Annotated in this window: 11 protein-coding genes; 1 reads left to right on the forward strand and 10 read right to left on the reverse strand. The window is 38.3% G+C overall.

Features of this window, described 5'->3' with window-relative positions; all coding sequences use genetic code 11:
• Positions 1-4: 4 nt before the first annotated feature.
• Complete coding sequence (locus tag HGH90_RS30435; RefSeq protein WP_168766153.1) at positions 5-3,340, reverse strand: SusC/RagA family TonB-linked outer membrane protein; 3,336 nt, start codon at positions 3,338-3,340, stop codon at positions 5-7.
• A 1,158-nt stretch (positions 3,341-4,498) separates the two neighbouring features.
• Here HGH90_RS30435 and HGH90_RS30440 point away from each other — a divergent pair.
• Positions 4,499-5,362: an isocitrate lyase/phosphoenolpyruvate mutase family protein gene (locus tag HGH90_RS30440; RefSeq protein ID WP_169192687.1), complete on the forward strand. Its 864-nt coding sequence runs from the start codon at positions 4,499-4,501 to the stop codon at positions 5,360-5,362.
• A gap of 91 nt (positions 5,363-5,453) precedes the next feature.
• On the opposite strand, the gene HGH90_RS30445 is transcribed toward HGH90_RS30440, so the two are convergent.
• The 9 genes from HGH90_RS30445 to HGH90_RS30485 all read right to left on the reverse strand — a co-directional run bounded on the left by HGH90_RS30445 (position 5,454) and on the right by HGH90_RS30485 (position 16,413).
• Entirely contained in the window at positions 5,454-6,305 is an 852-nt protein-coding gene (locus tag HGH90_RS30445; RefSeq protein WP_169192688.1) for a VOC family protein, read from the reverse strand.
• A 61-nt stretch (positions 6,306-6,366) separates the two neighbouring features.
• Positions 6,367-7,008: a helix-turn-helix domain-containing protein gene (locus HGH90_RS30450; protein WP_169192689.1), complete on the reverse strand. Its 642-nt coding sequence runs from the start codon at positions 7,006-7,008 to the stop codon at positions 6,367-6,369.
• A gap of 472 nt (positions 7,009-7,480) precedes the next feature.
• Positions 7,481-9,364: a DUF2075 domain-containing protein gene (locus tag HGH90_RS30455; RefSeq protein WP_169192690.1), complete on the reverse strand. Its 1,884-nt coding sequence runs from the start codon at positions 9,362-9,364 to the stop codon at positions 7,481-7,483.
• A gap of 36 nt (positions 9,365-9,400) precedes the next feature.
• Entirely contained in the window at positions 9,401-9,739 is a 339-nt protein-coding gene (locus HGH90_RS30460; RefSeq protein WP_211172713.1) for a nucleotide pyrophosphohydrolase, read from the reverse strand.
• A gap of 491 nt (positions 9,740-10,230) precedes the next feature.
• Entirely contained in the window at positions 10,231-10,359 is a 129-nt protein-coding gene (locus tag HGH90_RS32325; RefSeq protein ID WP_169192691.1) for a helix-turn-helix domain-containing protein, read from the reverse strand.
• 523 nt (positions 10,360-10,882) lie between these two features.
• The gene (locus HGH90_RS30470; protein ID WP_169192692.1) at positions 10,883-12,550 is read right to left on the reverse strand and encodes a DUF262 domain-containing protein; all 1,668 of its coding nucleotides are present in this window, start codon (positions 12,548-12,550) and stop codon (positions 10,883-10,885) included.
• A 172-nt stretch (positions 12,551-12,722) separates the two neighbouring features.
• A complete protein-coding gene (locus tag HGH90_RS30475) occupies positions 12,723-14,591 on the reverse strand; it encodes a class I SAM-dependent DNA methyltransferase (RefSeq protein ID WP_169192693.1) in 1,869 nt (622 codons plus the stop codon).
• Entirely contained in the window at positions 14,573-15,319 is a 747-nt protein-coding gene (locus HGH90_RS30480; RefSeq protein WP_169192694.1) for a hypothetical protein, read from the reverse strand. Before HGH90_RS30480 ends, HGH90_RS30475 begins: the two co-directional genes overlap by 19 nt.
• A complete protein-coding gene (locus tag HGH90_RS30485) occupies positions 15,316-16,413 on the reverse strand; it encodes a hypothetical protein (protein WP_169192695.1) in 1,098 nt (365 codons plus the stop codon). Before HGH90_RS30485 ends, HGH90_RS30480 begins: the two co-directional genes overlap by 4 nt.
• Between the last annotated feature and the right edge of the window lie 3 nt (positions 16,414-16,416).

Raw genomic sequence — 16,416 nt, forward strand, 5'->3', positions numbered from 1 at the left:
GTTTTTAGAATTTAGTTTTGATAGAAATACCTATTGAACGCTGAGCAGGCAATGCAGTTGTTCCATATGAACCTACACCCCAGCCTGTTCCGTTAGTTGATTCAGGTATTGCATTCGGAGCAGCTTTGTAGAGATAAGCCACATTGTTTGCAAAAACGGATACCACCAAGTTGCTCATACGTACCTTGCGGGCAATGTTTGAGTTCAAAGTGTAGTCGATAGCCACATTACGCAGGGCTACGTAGTCACTTTTAAAGATCCTGTCTTCAGGGAAGAAGCCATTGGAAAAATAAGAATCGTAGTAGTAGTTATCAGCAGACACCACTTTTGTGTTTGGTTTACCATCAGTACCCACGCCATCCAATATCACACCGTCGTGGAAGGTTGGACCGCCGTTAGGGTTTGTACCTGCCACTTTCTTGGAACTGGCATCTAAGTAATAAGCCACGCCACCATGTGCCTCATCTCTATACTTCAATGTTTCTTTCAACGCACCTGCAGCCATCATATAGGTTTCTGAACCAGACAGGAAAGTAGCTCCAAACTGGTAGTCCAGGTTGGCAATAAGGCGTATATTTTTGTAGGCAAAAGAAGTGAAAAAGCCTCCTGTTACATCAGGAATTGTTTTACCAATCAGCTTCGCAGTGCTGGTATAGTCATAGGCTGATCCGGCAGCATTCACTACTTTTTTTCCATTGCTTGGGTCATTTGCATTATTAGGATTGTTATAAGTGTAGGTTGACTTAGTCAGGTAAATCTGGCCATACTCCTGACCCACGTTAGCTACCGTATTCACTGCACCGAAGGAATTCCACAGGGTAAGAGACTGCAGTTTACCATCCAGTTTTTCAACAGTAGTTTTGCCACGTGCAAATGTCAGGTTTACATCCCACTCAAAATTCTTCGATAAAACTGGTTTTGTTTTAATAGCCAGCTCCCATCCAGTACTCATTACGTCACCAGCGTTCATACGAATATTTTTAACGCCCATTCCCGGAGGTGCAGCTACCGCCATGATCTGGTCGTAGATATGAGATCTGTAATAAGAGAAGTCTACACCAATTCTTTTGTTCTGGAGCAGGTAAGTTTCAAAACCTAATTCAAATTCACGTTTACGCTCAGGTTTTAAGTTTGGCTTACCGTTGGCATCCATTGGAGGAAGATCAGACGGAGGAGTTAATACATAGCCACCGCCAGTTTGGGAGGTAGTATAGTTCACGTTACTGAAGTAGCGTGGGCCCGGACGACCTACTGTAGCAAATGATCCTCTTACTTTAGCATATTCAAATGCCGCTGGTAATTTAAAGGTTTCACTTAATATCCACGCAGCACTTACACCAGGATAGAAATAATGATTATATCCCGGAGGCAAAATAGATGACCAGTCTTCCCTTCCCTGCGCTTCGATATACACCTGGTTTTTCCACGCCAACTGTGCTGACCCGATTAAACTGTATAACAAATCCTGCCCGTTTGTAAACTGGTACTGAGGCTGTACGCCTAATGGTAAGTTATTAAATGAGAAATAGTTCGGAATAACAAGTTGTCCATAACCATTTACTGATGCACCTTTTCCTTCTGTGTAATTCTTCCTGATTACACCACCCACAAAACCAGATAAATTAAAATCAGAATTTATTTTGGTATCGAAGTTCAACATACCCTGTCCGTAGGTAGTCTTGTAGGTATTCGTTACATCGCTGTACATGAAACCACTATTAGGCCCTAATAACTGGGGATCCAATAATTTACCTTTATACTCATTCCGCTCTGTAGTGTAATCCAGACCACCCATTAATGTGGCACTAAATATATTGGTGAGTTTTATATCAGCAGATAAAGACTGGATATTATGCAATCTTGTGAAAATAGACTGATTCTCGAGCTGATCCCAGAGGAAACCTACTACACCCTTACGGCCATTGGAGATTAAGTTTCTCAGGCTTGGGTTGGCAAAGTAATTATAACCATCGGGTGTCAGCAAATGCGACTTTAACAAACCTACATTAATATCGCTACTAAATGCTCCGATCTCAGCCTGCTGACCTTCTCCGTTCATGGTGCTCAGGTTGGCAGCGTTGAGGTTTCTGGAAATAAAAAAGTTGCCGGTATATTTAAGGGTGACGTTATTGTTTACCTTATAAGAGGTGTTAAGGCTAAACGTATTTTTGTCAAACCTTGACCCTGGCCTGATGGGGGTCATATTGGTATTAGTGTATGAAAAACGGATCTGTCCCTGATCATTACCGCCACTTAAAGCCACGTTGGTGGAGTTTTGATGCCCGGTTTGGTAAAGATCATTATAGATATTTTTGGTTTGTGCCACCCATGGCCTTTCTACGCCATCCCACCACATCACTTTTACGCTTGGATCGAATTTTGGTCCAAATGCCTGTGCACCAGTACCATCTCCCAATGTAGTGGCCAATGTTCTTTTTCCATCCACCAAATAATATCCCTGTGCATCATTCCTGGAGTTGCTGGGGCTGGAACCTGTTCCATATTCATTCTGTAATTTAGGCAGGAAAGCTGCGCGATCCCATGAAGTGGTAAAAGATGCCGCCACTCCCAGTCCTTTGCCTTTAGCGCCGCTTTTGGTAGTAATCAACAGCACACCGTTGGCGCCTTCGCTACCGTACAACACGGATGCTTTAGCTCCCTTCAAAATTTCCATAGAGGCAATGTCATCTGGGTTGATATCGTTGATACCTGTTCCGTTATCACGATCGGTAGCGCCGTAACCCATTTGCGTATTCTGGTCGTGAATGGGAACACCATCTACAACGATCAGCGGACGTGTGGTGGAATTTTGGTCGAAAGACACCGCATTACGGATATTGATTTTCATCCCCGCAGTAGGACCAGCTGCAGTAGCTCCCACCTGCACGCCAGGTGCAGCGCCATAGAGCGCCTGTAAAGGATTGGAGGGTGTACCGCTGACCATAATCCGGTCGGCATCAATTTTCGACACCGCATAACCTAATGCTTTAGCTTGCTTTTTGATACCCAGCGCAGTCACTACCACCTCATCAGTAGTTCGTATACTAGACGCCAATGTTATTTGCATAGAAGCGGTAGCTGGCAGTTCCTGCGTCACAAATCCAATGTAAGAAAAGATCAGCTTCGCATCTGGCTTTACTTTAATGGTAAATGTTCCTTGTTTGCCGGTCAAAACGCCGTTGGTTGTACCTTTTTCGCCTACGGTAGCTCCTTCCAGAGCCGCTCCCGTCGCATCCTTGACGATACCTGTAACCGTCATTTTTTCTTGCCCATAGGCAAACATGCTTCCTATGCAAAAGAGCATAAAAAGCAAGAGACATCTTTTGGTTGACTGCATCATTTTTTTGTTTTTAAATTGAATAGAACTTATTTGGTATAGATTATAAGTGGAAAAGTATACTTGGCTGAAATCACCGATGATGCTCAGCTTGTTCATGGTTTCAGCACTATAGCCTGTAACGTCGTTACCCTCTCGCCTACGCAATTCAGTCCCTGCTGCTGGTAATAATGGCCGGATCTATAGGAGTACTGTTTTATGTGTTTAGTACTCATGCTTTTGATTGATTTTTTTCTGCAAAGCAGTAGCTATTGCGTTATTCATAACATACAAGCCAATATTCAGATGGCTTGATTTACCAAAATGGAATAAAGGTATTCTGCCTGCAAGGCATCACTCATTGCTCAACAACGCTACTTTGCGATAGAAACATTTTGACGTACATATGCTTACGAATGACAAGTGAATGATAAAAACGCCCGATTTAGTAAAATTCTGGTTGACTGCTTAAAAACAATCTAATCTTTTCAATTGTTGTGATCCTGATTGAATTTATAGTTTAGGAAATAAATTGTTGTAGGTTGATATCCCTTGGACGAAATAGGCTATCAGTTTTTTAAAAACGTTTTAGCTATCCCAAAATGACGAAATGACTCGCATGTCTTCCGGTCCTAATGCTTTTTTCCTCTTCTCAAACCTAGTCAAAGTTTTTTTAGTCGCCCAACTTTTTGAAAACTTTTTTAAAGAAATGTTAAAATAAAATCATTATTTAATAAAATAAAATCAAAAACGCTTGTTAACCAGCCATTTCTCATGATTTTATAGGATATGGCGACTGGCCAAATGCGGCTCACTAAACCTCGTTTTTACCCGTAATGATTTATTCAGCGGAAATGGGATTTTACATTGCTTCGATAGCTTGCCGGTGTTCTGCAGGAACGGCATGCTTACTGCCTGCTGCTACTTCATCCCGTGAGGTCAGCAGGATAGGGCGTACCGGCTCCAAGGTGCAACGACCATAGCTGCCGCCACAATTTTTTGCCTGGCAATACCCTAAAGCTGTTTTCCAATAACATCTGTCGCGAGCAAGAGCTTCACTTTCGTCCTTGTACCTGCAACAACAATATTTTTTCTATCTGTTGGAATACGTTAACTTAATACATTTGAAATGCTCTCCCCTATTTTAGAAAAAGTTAGTTTCTCATTAATCATTCCAGGATCATGGTTCCACCTATCCAAAAAGAAAAAGCTGAAAAATTGTTGAAATTTCATCATGACGAAGAAATTTTAGTGCTGCTGAATTCATGGGATATTGGCAGTTCCAGGTTAATAGAGGCCTGTGGTTATAAAGCAATCGCAACAACAAGTATGGGAATGGCGGCCGCTTTAGGGTATCCCGATTGCCAGGTAATGCAGTTATCAGAGATGATTAACATTATAACTGGCATTGTTAAAGGGGTACAAGCTCCCGTAACAGTGGATATTGAAGCCGGATATGGAAATAACTTAGATGAAATAACTGATTCGGTTAAAAAGATAATTGCCACCGGAATTGCAGGAATAAACATTGAAGACAGCATCGATTTAAGTCCGGTGTTAATTGACGAGATAGCATTCTGTGAAAGAATAGCAGCTATCCGCGCGCTATCAAATTCACTGGGCTTTCACTTAGTGATTAACGCAAGAACAGACTCCTTCTACACCTCATCCGGTTCGCCGAAAGAAAAGTTATCGGAATCTATAAGGCGCGGTAACAAATACCGGGAAGCGGGTGCAGACTGTATATTCGTTCAACCCGTATCAGACAAAGCAACCATTGCTACATTGGTAAAAGAAATTAATGCTCCCCTTAATATTCTTCTAAACCCCACTATTGGAGAAGGCATACCACCTTCCATCCGCCAATTACAGGATATGGGTGTTGCCAGGTTAAGCCTGGGTTCCAGCTTAATGAAAGCTACGTTGGCTTTGATTAAAAAAGTGGCGGATGAAATAGTTACCTACGGAACCAGCGATATTTTATTGGATGCGATGATGCCTGTTTCGGAAACGACATTGGCTTATAAGATGGCGATAGGTAGATGAGAAGTATTCCCTAATTAGGGACAGTCAACCAGGCGGCGATGCCTTTAAAGCAACGCCGCCGGACCTTAGTTGTTCTGGCATTTACCAAAATTTACTCAAGCGTTGCCTGCACAATTTGTTCAATGTCAAATTTTCGCATTTGCATAAATGCCTGGGCAGCCTTACCGGCCTTATTGGGATCGGTCATCAATTTTCCGAGAATAGTAGGTACTACCTGCCAGGAAACTCCAAATTTATCTTTTAACCAGCCACACCTGCTTTCAGCCCCGCTCTCGGTTAATTTTTCCCAATAGTGATCTATCTCTTGTTGCGTGTTGCAATGGATCGTTAAGGAAACGCCCTCGTTAAATGCAAATTTGTGAGCATGCGCACTCTCCATTAACATGAACTTCTGCCCGCCAAGGGTTATCACAGCATGCTTTACTTTTCCCTCAATGTCGGGCTGTTCATTTTGTGAGTAATGGAGTATTCCATCTGTTGCTGAATCCGGGAATATCGACGTATAGTGCTGGATGGCCTCTTTTACGCGGCCATACTGATCTCCGACGAACATCAAAAAAGGCGTGATCTTTTGTCCAACTGCTGCTATTGACCCCAGACTAATCTGCCATGAAATACCAAACCGGTCGCTCACCCAACCGTATTTTTCGCTCCACGGATACTTATCCAAAGGCATCAGTATAAAGCCTCCGCTGGATAATTCCTCCCAGATACTCTTTAATTCTTCTTCTGTTTCACAGATATAATACAATGAGATGGATGGATTGGGTCTGTACATAGGACCGCCATCTAATAACGTGATATGTTGTCCACCTATTTCTATTTCGGTGACAATAGGCGACTGCATTGCTATTTTCGCGCCGGGAATTATTTTGCAATACAAAGCGGCAGCTTCTTTTGCCTGGTTATCGAACCATAAGCAAGGCGTGATTAGTTCTTTCATACATTTAAATTTTATGTAAAGGTGAACCAGCCGCCCAATGTGGCATTGTATAAAACCGACATTATTTTTTCTTTAGTCCAAATTGCAGGTAGTCATTGGGCGTAGTTGCAGTAAATTCCTTAAAAGAACGGATGTAATGGCTCTGATCAAAATAACCGTTAGCATATGCCACGTCGGTCAATTTATCAAACTGGCCAGATTTTAACTGGTAAAAAGCCAACTGGAACTGGCAGATCCGCCGGTATTCATTGGCCGTTATCCCTACATATTTTTTAAAGATCCGTTGAAAGGTTCTTTCTGTGAGATTAAGTTCCTGCAGCATCTGTGCCAACACATCAGCTTCAGGGTTCTCCAGTATTTTGTCGGTAGCATACCGGATGATCATACATTCCCGCTGACTAGCTGTAACCTGGGAAAGAACAAACTGATGCAGTACCTCCACTTTTTCGGCTGTTGATGAAGCATAGGCTAGTTGAACAGTTAATGCCATTGCCTTTTGCGGATTCCAACGATTCAGCTCGATAGCTCCATTTTTTAGTTGCTGAGCAGATAGCTTGAAAACAGGCCCTAAGGCAAATGGCTTAAAAAAAAATGCAATCAGCGATGCGCGTCCCCATTCTGCCCATCTTTCTGTTGGAACGGTCTTTCCAAACAGTGACAGGCGATTTTCTTTATTCTGTGATGTACATAATAAAGCAGACATGCCGTTGGTAAATATTGGTAAATCCTCCGGCCCAGGGGGATCGGCACTTTCAAGAATTAAGACTGTTTGAACAACATCTTTTAATATCGGGTCTATTTTATTATACCATTGTTGCATATAGAAATCAATCATAACCGTTAATAATCCGGACACGTTATGTCCATTTTATTCGCTCTGGTATCTATACCCTGACAACTAAAAATAGGCCAATAGATGACGAATTATATATTTTTCAACTTTTTAATAATAGTACCTTTATCCACTTCCTATATTTATTTGTTAACGGGACAGAAACCTAATCCTCCTGTCGGACATTCTAACAATTTTAGAAGTATATTCTCTGCAAAAGTTATGCACGCTGGCCTCTATTTAGGTCTGGAGTTTCAAGAGCCAAAATTATTTTTAAAATATTTACTATGCTGTTCCGCATATACCATCGGGGACAAATTAAAACATCTCAACGCCTCAATTTTCATTTTATATCTCTTTCAATGACAGCGAGATTTAATCTCTCTTTCAGATAACTTTCCAGTTCCTTATCTTCACAATAAACATAACAACCTTTCAATCCTCTTGTCATCAAGGTTCTGTAAGTATTCTTAATAATCGCCCTGATTAATTTTTTTGCTCTCTCAGGCTGTTCTTTCAGCATCTTCTTATAGCCAGTGATAGATTTATCATCTTTGGACCTTTTTGAAGGATCTACTAATATCTGTCCTTCCCGGGCTATCAGGTCTTTTCCTATAATCACCCCTATGTATTCAACTTCCAGCCCCTGACATGTATGAATACAGCCAATCTGATCGATTGATCTCGGATCTATAATCCATGCAGATTCATATGCTTTAAAATTCCATTTCATCTTAAAGTTATGCTCAGGAATAATAATATCGTATTCGCTCGATTTTCGCTGACTATTCCAATCCCAACAATATCCTGCAACTAATCGTGCTTTGTTGCTAATTCTATTTTTCTCAGCAATTATATTAAATAGCTCGTTCGGACTATCCACCACTTTAAAATCATATGCGAATCCAATAGAACCAAGATATTTGTTAGCAGTCTCCCGGATTTGCAAAACATCATCCAGCCACGCAAGGTAACCATCAGAGCCGTTACAACGAAACTGTGAAGACAAGCTAAGCCGGTGTACTTTTGCACCGGCAGCAGTGGCAAATGCTTCTATCAATTGAATATCTGCATAATCGTCGAAATGTACCCGTTGATCTTCATCAATAAAAAATATGGAACAGGTAGCCGTTTTGATAATTTCCTTTATCTGGTTATCACCTTGGCGGAGAAAACCTGTTTTTTCTGTGAGGCGATGAGCTTCATCTACAACCAATGTGGAGATTGCGTTTTCAGGCGCGTTCATGAAAGTTCCTGAGCCAACAAATAAATTTCTAAGTTCAGTCATTCTTTTAACATCCCGGAGTTTGTCAAAATAAACACTACGTGGCGCCTGGGTTTTTGTAACATATTGTGTCATCAAGCCCCTTTGGTTTAATTCAACCAATAGATTAATAGCTACTACAGACTTTCCAGTACCGGGTCCCCCTTCAACAATCAATACGTTCTTATTTTTGCTATTAGAATGCCTGGCGAGATAAAGTGCCGTTTCATAGGTTACTTTTTGGTCATCGATCATAATGAATTCCTTATTCCCTTTAATCAATGACTTGAGGCTGTCAGCAAGGCTTTTGCTCGGTCTTATCTTTCCATTATCTATTTTGGCTATAATATTTGTTTTATCACCGTACTTCATAAATTTCTTTATGAATTCCCGCAATTTGATAGCATCCTTTTTTAAGAATACAGGTGCTTTCTCAATATAGTATTTATAAAATTCATTGGTTATTACATCATCCTCTTCATAATTATGCAGATAAGCACAAGGCTGAACGACAATGGATTCCTCCTCAATAGTACCGTTAAAGGATTGAAGCAAAGCCGCATATGACCAGGCTTGGTAAGAAGGATGGCTGGTAGGTATTCTGTTACCTCTGAACTGAGTTTCAACAATACCGTCTTTTTCGGTTAAGTGCGCGGCTGACCATTGTTTCAGCTCAACAATAATTACATTTTCTTTATCTTCATCTGAACCGGTAATGATAAAATCTGCCCTCTTAGAAGTCTGAGGAAGATGATATTCTATAGATATCCCGCAATCACCTGGTATAGTGTAATCGTTAAGGACCATTCCCATGTAGACCAGGGAATTTTTATACGACTGCAATTCATTAGGCGCTACAGATTTTCCTGTTTTTAGTTTTATTTGCCGGGCAATTATATTTTCAATGTCGTTTGTCAATAGATCATTGTCAAAACCCTGCTTGCTTTCCTGGTATACGATCATCTTAGGATGGAAGATAGGGTGAGAAATAAAAATAGCTTAAAAGTCGTTGTATTTTTTTGAAGAGCCTTTGGCTTTGCTTATCGGATACTTTTCTGCATTCTTCTTAATTTTATCAAGCACCATCTCTTTTACATCCAGGTTATGCTTATTGGCCAACAGGAAGCAAAAAGAAAAGACGTCAGCCAATTCTTCTTTCAATCGCTCCACATTAACTTGTTCAGCGTCAACCCCGTTTTTCCACAAAAATAGTTCATTCAGCTCTGCTGCTTCAATTGAAATGGCTAGTGCGAGATCCTTTGAGCCATGGAATTGTTCCCAGTTGCGTTCATCTCGGAATCTAATCAGCTCTTGCATTATAATATCGAAATCGGACATATTGAAAGTAATTTGATTAAATTATTTGAGGATTGTAAATGTATCATGTCAGGCTTCTTATCAAAAATGTCAAAGACGAATATAAGTATTACTGGTTTAAGATAGAATGTAATATTCTAGTAGATGGGAAGAAGAGGAAAGTACATAGGGCATTTGCCTCCCATTTCATCCTGATGTTAGTCTGCTTTTCCAAAGCTACAATAGCCGTTTCGAGCGATTATTCCAGCTTCCATGTTTACATTTTTACATTGTTTACGAATCGTAAACACTAACCAAAACGTAAACAAGGACTTTATATTCGGAAATTCCGAATTTCTTAACTTGAGTAGCTTGTATCATCACTTCCCGAATTGTTTCCATTTTGGAAATAGTTAACCATTCGGAAATTCCGAACAGTTCAAACTAACTCTTAAAAACCTTCTGCTGCATATACCTAGTAACATATTCATCCACCGAACAATCCCACCCCTTCTCTAGCCCCTTCACCCAATCTAATATCTCCGACTTTCAAACTTCAACAACTTTCCCATTCTAAAATGCGGCATCTCCCCCTTCGCACACTTGTTATAAATAGTGTTCGCATCCAGCCGGAGAAAATCCGCCAGTTCCTTTACAGACATGATTTCACCGCCACCGGCTGGCCGTGGCTTTTTCGGAACAGTTTACACCAATTCAATCCTTAACGATTTGATCTTCCGGATATCAGATTCCATACACAATAATCGTTGTTCAATTAAAGCTATATTCCTCAGTTCAAGTGATCATAAATAACCTTGTTGGCGGCTTTAACCCTGATTACATCAGATACTTAGGCATAAATTTGGGTGGGTTTTCACATGTTTATGATCAGCATTTCGCTGACAACATATATATCTTCTCCTTTCTCAATAAGGTCTGTAGGGTGTTTGCGCCGCCAGTTATGGAACTTGGCTTTGTCTCTCAATCCTACATTGGTGTACCATTCCTGTAGTTTTGTGCGTGTAAGGGAATAATTTAGTATAAGAAAGCCCCTATTTCCCGATACAGGCAGATGAAATTGGCTGTGGTGTTGGGTTTGAGAGGAGGAGGTACAAAAAGGTACAAACGAATTAAGAATTTATCGTATGAATTCACTCAGCTAAATTGGACACTAAAAGTTAACATCTAGATACGTTTTATATATTCAAATTTTTCGAAGATCTCCACTCCTGCTAATTTTTCGATTTCTGTAATTATTGCTTTCCCTCTAAGATTTATAAAGTTAACAAAACCAATTTTTACATCATTCATCCAAAGCGGGCTATTTTTACTCACATTCAAAAGGTGAGAGTTCATCACTTTTGAAAAATGTCTTTGCCCTTTATATTTCAAAAGATAGTTCTTCGGGTGGCTACTCCCAATAGATTGATTTTCGTCTGACTCCAAAAAACATATATTAGTAATACTATTTGCCCATTTCTCGTTTACAGAATTACGTGTCAATAACGCACTAGGAAAAATATGATGCCGATCTTTTCTATTTGATACTGAGGACACATTGTGTAACAAAATTTCATGTCCATTATGCAGATAAAGCGGCTTCTTGTTAAAAAGCATAAGATAATATGCCGCCGTTGGGCCACTGTTTATCCTATAGTCCGCTCTTAAAAAGTCATAAACATTAACTTTTGCTGTAACTTCATAATTAACTGAAGCTTCATTGCATAATAACTTGAAAAATTTGATATCAATTGGAATATTCTTATTGAACCCTCTTCCTGAATATCTCTCCGCACAGCAGGTGTACCAAAACCACTTTTTAATCTGTTTAATCTGAAGAGGATTCGCACGCTTCCCGTTTTCCGCAAAGAAGAAAGCCAACATAGAAAAGATATTTTGCGATGGTAGATCCTTTAAAGTCTTTATGTGAAACTGGGAAACTAAGAAATCAACCGCTTGGGTATATCCATACTCAATACTCTTCCATTTTCTTAAAAAATTCTTCTCGGCTGCGTTGGTATCCTCAATACTTTTAAGAAATGATTTGAACCCTGAGCCTCCAATTCTCTCTGCTCCATAAATCAATGCTATAGCATTTTGCATGGAATCAATTGAAATATTATTAAAGCCATATTGGAGTCCTCTTCTTGTCTCCAAGAGATGATCTCTAAGATTAACATTTGTAGCCAAAGCAAATAAATTATCTGCTCTGGTAATTGTCATTCCAGCAGAATTAACTCGAATAAAAATTTCTCTTACATCTTCAAAATCGAATCCTTTAAAACTTAAAACATAAAATTTATAACTATGAAATGCCTCATAACAAAGCTGTACTTGCTCTAGCTCCCATTTTTTTAATGTTAGCTGTTTATTCAACTCCGAAGGACGATTATTAATTAAATCTGTCAATCTGACAAATCCTTTCGTGTTCTCATCATACGATCTATTAAATACAAACCTCTTTTCACTTTCCCTTCTACAGTCAAAAAAAATTTCCGAGAAATTAATTTTAGATCCAGCTTCTTCTTTACTGGATAACCCTTTCAATATCCCATATAGTGTTGATAATCGCTGTTGACCATCAATTATTAACTCAGCGCTAGCTCTTTTTTTGTTAAAAGGAGGTACAATAGTTTTGCTATTAGGCCTTATACTCATGGCTTTTGAAGGCGGTACATCCCAAACAAGAGCAATACCAATAGGATAATTTCGGAAAATACTATCCATTAGTTTACAGATTGAATCTTTATTCCAGACATAGCTTCTCTGAATTTCAGGAATAGCGAATACTTTACTATCAAATTTCCTTTTAAGAGTCCTTAACGAATATGTTTTAATTGCAAAATCAGTCATGAAGGATTATTGTAAATTGCTATTTAATACCAATAATAAAATTATACAGTTCAAAACGAGACGTAAAGCTGTTCGTTCCTTAAGTTATTACAAATATTACTTTAATAACATACCAACCTAAAGCGCTACACCTTTTCTCTGTCATTACTAGCTAAAACAAAGATATTAGTTTTCATAAAGCTGGAAATAAAACTCCATAAGCTTCATTTATTAACTTATTCCATTTTTTAGGATCAGTCTCATTGATAAGGCTAATCTTTTCATTTTCGGTAAAAGGAGCTATCCCAAAAGATTTTATATAGTTGCGACTTAGTGAAAAATATCCTGATCCATATGGTTTACTGGTGCGATTAATATAGTACCAAAACAAATCAGATCCCAACAATTTTTGAAGAAAAAGAAGTTCAATTTCATTTTCAGCTAAAACAGCCAACCCATTATAAAACAACAAATTTTCATCTGTACTTTTTACAAAATTTGGAGTACGCGATGCGATATGCGGAAATAAAAGTTTATTCTTCATTTTTTCCAATGATTGATTTCTCCCATAAGCAAACCAATTTTCATAGTCTCCCAAGCCTCTATCACGGGTTGCCAAAAAGTCCTTTTGAGATTTCAGATATTTATATGCTTTGGGGAACCTGTTCTTTAACTCCCTCTCAGTATAAAGCTTTGCATGGCCTCCATTAAAATAATATGGAAAAATTATTTTCTCCAATACAAGACTAATATCATCTACTTGAGTTAACTTATTTGAATTGATAATATCTAAGCAAATTCCCTTTTCAATCTCAAAAGTCCTCCCATTCTCAAAATAGTAAAACTCTTTCGATTCTTTGACAGGAGTAAATATATAGACATCATTCTTTAATGTCGCTATGCCTGTCTTAGTATTATAAAGCTCGCCAAAAGGTCTACCAATATTTTCAATTTTCCTGATGACCTCAGTATCCTGAAGATTCCAGCCTACCTTATAATCGAAATCATCGTACCTTAATTGACTAAATTGTCCAATTTCATTTAAAGCATTAGGATCATTCATTGTATACTCCAAATAGGGAGAACTGAAATTTCCAATTAGACAAATGCATGTATAAGTAGACTTGCTATTAAAGACCTGTTGACTTCCAAAATCAATAATTTGAAATTTAAATTTATTGGTCTGAAAATATTCTCTTAACGCACGACCATTAACACTTTTAAAGAAGGTATTCATAGTAATATATCCTAAAACACCTTTCTTACATAAATTTTCGATTCCTATCTGAAAAAAAGGAATATATAGATCAGGCCTTCCGGTTTTGCAAACATCCCAATCAAACAAATATTGTTTTGTAATTTCGGGGATATTCTTTGAGCAAACATAAGGCGGATTTCCAATTATAATATCAAATCCAGTAAACTGATCAATAACATCAATCCACTTAAAGTTGAGGGCATCCCCTTGAAATAAATTAAATTGAAATTTTATGACATCCTCTCCATCAATAAGTGCAAGTAGTGACAATAATATTTTGGTTCTTTGGATTGAATACTCTTGGATATCAAGCCCAAAAATATTGTCTTTGTAAATATTAGAGTATGTTTTTTTACTTTTTTTTCTGATTGCTTTTGCTGCATCCAAAAGAAAGCTTCCACAACCACATGCTATATCAGCGACCTTTGCACTCTGAATCTTTATGATTGTTGTTTTGAATGTATTAGTAATTATAAACTCGCGAATTGATTTCGGCGTATAAACGGCACCGGTGACAATTTTATCAAGAGGAGAGATAACTGATTCGAAAATTGATATTAAATCCTCAAGCACAAATACTTTATGCTCACTAGCAATCAGTTCATTTAGCTTAGTTAAGATATCAAAATTATGTTTATCTTTTTTGGAAATTGTATAATCTAAAATCAGCTTATTATTTTTAAGCTTCAACCCATTCGCTTGAAGAAAAGAGGATACCAGCAATTTATCAACAGTCTGAGTGTCTCTTAAATCATTTTTTTTAAAAAAACGTAAAACGGTATTCTTTAAAGTAGGCTTGGACATAAGCTGGTAGAGGTTTTCCAAATAACATTTTGAGCACTATAGTTCCAATGACTTGCAAGAGTCTGAAAATAAGGTTGCATAATTTTCTCTTGATAACGTTTATAAAGACTCAAAAAATAGCCATCGTCCATAATCTGATCAAAAGCTAAGGGGAAAAAATTCGTAGTCAAAAATCCAATACCTAATATAAAATCTACGGGATGATGAATGATTCTTGGTGTATCTAAGAATAACGTATGACCATAATCAAAACCTTCATCTCTCTTAGGATTAGTGGTATACTGGAGATGATATACGGGATGCGGCTCATCAGCATGCAAAGACAGGTCATGTCGATCAATATGCAGACAGAAATAATGTGATCCAGAACTACTAAGCCCTCTAACTGATACATTAAAATTCAACTCCAACATTGGATCGTTTAAGTTATCCCATACTGTATAATCTGCAATCAGCTTCATATTTAAAGACAACTCTACCTTTCCTCCATCTACACCTTTGGGACGTACATGTTTAACAGTATCAACCGGAATTATTAAATCAGATATTTCATAGCCCCAAAAATTGCCGTTAGTTGTACCATCTTTAAGTTTAGGTGTTTCATTTTTCAAGGCTTCAGCAGCTATATATATAGGTGATGTATTTACACCCAATTCTTTTTCCAGAACTCTTGCAGCATTCCTTAGGTCATCAGCCCTTGCCTGTCGAAATTGTTCTATTTTCATCATTTAGTCAAACTTTCCTTTATTAACTGAATTCTCTCATTCTCAGATGGATGCGGTCTTAAGCCCTTAGATTCATATTCTCTTGATAAGATTGAATTAAGGGAAATATATTTGGGTTCTTGCCAAGGCTTAACCTCTTTAGACTCATATACTCTAAACCCTTCTAAAGGATCTAAAGGCATTTTATTACCTTCACATATAGTCCAAAAATTCAGGCTCTGACAATCTGCAATAGGCAGAGCGGGTACCAAACCCTGTATTCCTGTCATATTCTCGATAATCGCTAGTCGCTCTGGACCTGTTAGAGCAGCCAATCTTTTACCATTGGAAATTTGCTTGAATAAATCTACGACCTTGTCCGCCCACCATCTCGTCCAACCAGTTGAAAAAAGACCTTTATAAAGTGTTTCAGAAAACACTCCATCACGAAGATTGACCCAAGCATCTCCCGAATCTTCTATATTAACACCTAATCTTGAAGCAAGTACCCGTTCCTTAATCAAAGCTCCTGGATGATTAAACATCTCTTTTTCAATAAAATGAGCATACTCATAAACTGTAGTTTTACCGATAGCAAATCTTTCAAAGATTCTGGGATCTACAGCTTTAAATTCATCGCGACCAAAAATTTCTTGAATCGTTCGACCTCCCTCATTTAACCATTTATAACCTGTGGCAAGAGAATGGAGCTTCTGTGAAAACTTAGGCCAATTAGGATCACTTCCTTTTAAAAACTTATAGTCAAAAAGATTATGACTAGTTACATCCGCGTCATATGTAGCCCTCATTCTTTCATCTGTAGAGCACAGAATAATTGGACAAGCTTTTACACCACTTGTTGGATCTGACATTACTGTTCTTAATTCTTGTGCAATAGAAGGTGCATTATATGAAACATCTAATGTCATATTTTGATCCAATCTCAAATCTAAGATGAGACCGTCAAACTCAGGTAAAATCTTAGTCAACTCATTTTTTTGAGTTTTAAAGTCTTTAGGCTGCTGCACAATAACGTTAATTAGTTCTTGATCATTAAATCCATCTCTAACGGATTCAACTGATGTGTCATTTTCATCGTCTATATATAAATATTTCATTGC

Source organism: Chitinophaga sp. Ak27 (genome assembly GCF_012726295.1).
Taxonomy (GTDB): domain Bacteria; phylum Bacteroidota; class Bacteroidia; order Chitinophagales; family Chitinophagaceae; genus Chitinophaga.